The sequence below is a fragment of the Cellulophaga sp. F20128 genome, from assembly GCF_023015805.1.
Lineage (GTDB): Bacteria > Bacteroidota > Bacteroidia > Flavobacteriales > Flavobacteriaceae > Cellulophaga.
In genome coordinates this window covers 1-2,632 of record NZ_JALKBA010000048.1, presented here as the reverse complement: position 1 = coordinate 2,632, position 2,632 = coordinate 1, and the positions used below count along the sequence as shown (strand labels likewise).

Below are 2,632 nucleotides of genomic sequence, written 5' to 3'. Positions count from 1 at the left end.
TATAATGGTTGATCGTTGTTGGTTGACGGTTGATGGTTTTTAGGCAATGTCAGTTCGAGTGATTTTGAGGTACGAAAAAATTGTATCGAGAACTTTTGAAATCTAAATGCTTCTCGATACAAATTATTTTTTCACTAACGTTTCTAAATAATTCACTCGAAGTGACATTAAAACCAAAAGTTACACTTTTGCTATTTGTCTTTAGAATTAGGCCAACCCCAAAGCTTTATAATGGTTGATCGTTGTTGGTTGACGGTTGATGGTTTTTAGGCAATGTCAGTTCGAGTGATTTTGAGGAACGAAAAATTGTATCGAGAACTTTTGAAATCCAAATGCTTCTCGAAATAAATCCCCCCTCCTTTGGAGGGGGTTAGGGGGAGGTCTTTTGGATAGGAGGAGGAACTTTTGACTAGTGGGGAGGATCTTTTGACTAGGGGGGAAGTCTTTTGATTAGGAGGAGGATCTTTTAACTTGGAGGAGGATCTTTTAACTAGGGGGTGGTCTTTTCACTAGGAGGAAGTCTTTTGCTTAGGGGAGGTTCATTACGTAAACCAAACTCCTGTTTGAATTTAGTTGTAGTAGTTTTTATACCAATTTATAAAAGCCGTTACTCCCTCTTTGATGCTTGTATTGGGTTTATAGTTGTAGTCTTTTACTAATGCATCTACATTGGCCCAAGTTTTTTCTACATCACCGGCTTGCATTTCCATATAATTTCTCTTAGCGGTAAGCTGTAGTTGTGTTTCAATCTCCTCAATAAAATCTAATAATTTCACAGAATTATTGTTCCCTATATTGTATAATTTATAGAGCGAATTGTTTTTAATTCTTGAGGTTTGGTCTTTTTCAATGATACGTACTACACCTTCTACGATATCATCAATATAGGTAAAGTCGCGCTCCATGTTTCCGTGGTTATAAATATTCACGGCTTTATTTTGTAGCATTGCTTCTGTAAATAAGAACATGGCCATATCTGGCCTTCCCCAGGGACCATATACGGTAAAAAACCGTAAGCCTGTTGTTGGAAAACCATACAAATGACTGTAGGTATGTGCCATGAGTTCGTTGCTTTTTTTGGTAGCAGCATACAAACTTAGTGGGTGGTCTACATGATCCGTTGTTTCAAATGGAATTTTAGTGTTAGCACCGTAAACACTGGAACTACTGGCATAAACCAAATGTTTTACTTTATGGTTTCTACAACATTCTAACATATTTAAAAAGCCGACAATATTACTTTGAACATAAGCGGTAGGGTTTTCTAAGCTGTACCGTACCCCGGCTTGAGCAGCCAAATGGCAAACCACATCAAAATTTTGAGTTTCAAATAGGGTTTCTAACTCAGTTTTATCTTCAAGGTTTAGTCGGGTGAATTTAAAATTTTCATAAGTGTCACTATCGCATATAACATTGAAGTTTTCGGCTTTTGATTTTGCAACCCCCAATTCATTTAGTCGATCATACTTTAAATTGACATCATAATAATCATTTATATTGTCGAGCCCTACTAGGGTATGTCCCATTTCGGCTAATTTTTTTGACACATAAAAACCTATAAATCCAGCTGCTCCTGTGACTAATATTTTCATTGTTTACTGTTTTATACTGCTGTTTTTGTGTAAAGATGATATCCTACAAAAATATACATTTCTATTTGGGTAATCACTTCCCTTTGAAATTATTTCTAAAGTGATGTAGGGAGGGGTTCTCTCTTTGATGGTTTAGGGAAGTTTACAAAAAGTCTTAAGTCGAAAAGTCGAAAAGTCGAAAGTTTAAGGTGTAAATTAGAAATTAGTACATTCCCGAATGTAGGGGGGGACAGAACGATACAGGTAAATTTAAAAAATTTCAATGTCACTTCGAGTGAATTATTTTGTAGCGCTAGCGAGGAAATAATTAGTACTTCGACAGGCTCCGCAGAATTACCGAGAAGCATTTAGATTTCAAAAGTTCTCGATACAAAATTCTGAAAATAGAATTTCACTCGAACTGACATTATCCTAAAATCATAAAGCGTTTCGACAATCAACGATCAACGAACAACGAACAATGTCAGTCTAGATTTTTTGTTTCTTTTTCATCAATGGAAAAAGAAAGGAGAAGACCTTTTAGGTTCAATTGGTTCTCGATACATTTTTTGTTCCATTCTATTCCACAAATAACACTCGAACTGACATTATCCTAAAATCATAAAGCGTTTCGACAATCAACCAACAACGAACAACTTTCAAGAAGCAGATTACCTCAGTCGTACCTCCGTCGCAAAGAGATATCCATCTAAAAATAAGGAATTAAGCCTTTTCCCTTGCTATGCTTCTCTCCTTGTAACACATCCTCATTATCGCAAATATATCGGACCCTGAAACTCAAGAAAACTCAGGACAGAGTGACGTAAAATTTATTCAAAACCTTGCCTTCATTTTCGTAGTAAAGGATAAAAAAACGACCTACAAAAACAGAGCGTAAAACTTGAATTGAGGTTTCGTTAAAAATAATCCGTCTTGTGATGAATTCAAATGCAATTTGAAGAAGTCAGCGATTATTTAGAAACCGAAAGAGAAGTTTAGCGTTGGTTTTGTCAGTCTAGATTTTTTGTTTCTTTTTCATCAATGGAAAAAGAAAGGAGAAG

General features: G+C 35.7%; 1 protein-coding gene. It reads right to left on the bottom strand.

The annotated features are described in order from the left end of the window. Positions 1-569: 569 nt before the first annotated feature. Positions 570-1,592, bottom strand: a complete 1,023-nt coding sequence (locus MWU65_RS17390; RefSeq protein ID WP_247079952.1) for an NAD-dependent epimerase — start codon at positions 1,590-1,592, stop codon at positions 570-572. Positions 1,593-2,632: the final 1,040 nt, after the last annotated feature.

What these genes read in the sequence shown, in the direction of transcription:
- MWU65_RS17390 (WP_247079952.1), bottom strand. Translation starts at nt 1,592, where the DNA reads ATGAAAATATTAGTCACAGGAGCAGCTGGATTTATAGGTTTTTATGTG.